The 1,073-nt window shown below is 72.9% G+C and carries 1 pseudogene; it reads left to right on the plus strand.

Annotated features, from left to right (window positions below):
• Positions 1-1,073, plus strand: a pseudogene (locus AB0L75_RS44535) (hypothetical protein); the annotation flags it as partial.

The raw sequence follows: 1,073 nt of genomic DNA on the forward strand, positions 1-1,073 counted from the left end.
CGTCCATCTCTCCAACACTGACCTGGAGAACGTGCTCCAGCATGTGTGGGTCGCCGGCCCCGGCACGGCCGCTCCTGGTGAGCTCCTCGCAGGGGCCCCGGCCGAGCGGATCACCATCGCCCAGCTCCAGGGCACCGGCACGGCCACCCCGTACGCCGGGCACCAGGTGACCACCACCGGCGTCGTCACCGCCGTGTACTCCACGGGCGGCTACGACGGCTACTACATCCAGACCGCCGGCACCGGCGGCGACACCCCCGACGCCACCCCGGGCGCCTCCGACGGCGTGTTCGTGTACTCGCCGGACACGGTCGGCTCCGTGACGCTCGGCGACCACGTCCAGGTCACGGGCGAAGCGGCCGAGCACTACGGCCTCACGCAGATCAAGGTCGCCGCCGGCGGCGTGCTGCCGGTCGCCGAGCCCGGCGCCGTGGCCCCCACGCCGGTGGAGTTCCCGCTGGAGGAGGCCGACCGTGAGGCGCTCGAGGGCATGGTCCTCGCCCCGCAGGGCGACTGGACGGTCACGGACAACTACTCCCTCAACCAGTACGGCTCCCTCGGCATCGTCCCCGGCACCACGCCGCTGGACAACCCGACGTCGGTGGCTCGGCCCGGCGCCGAGGCCCAGGCCGTCGCGGCCGCCAACGCGCAGCAGCTGATCGTGCTCGACGACGGGGCCACCACGAACTTCATGCGCTCGCCGGGCAACCAGAATCCGCTGCCGTACCTGGACGCGGACCAGCCGGTGCGCGTGGGCGCGGGCCTGGAGTTCACCACCGGAGTCATCCTCGACTGGCGCTTCGACGCGTGGTCCTTCCAGCCGCTGGGCCACCTCACCGATGCCACGGCGGCCGCCGTCCAGCCCGTGACGATCGAGGACACCCGCCCGGCCGAGGCCGCCCCCGAGGCGGTCGGCGGCAACGTCACCGTCGGCAGCTTCAACGTGCTCAACTACTTCACGACCCTGGGTCAGGACGTGGCCGGCTGCAGCGCCTACCGCGACCGCGCCGGCAACCCCGTCACCACGAACGGCTGCCTGCCGCGCGGCGCCTACACCTCCGATCCTCAAGGGC

The organism is Streptomyces sp. NPDC052101, assembly GCF_040680235.1.
Classification (GTDB): Bacteria; Actinomycetota; Actinomycetes; order Streptomycetales; family Streptomycetaceae; genus Streptomyces.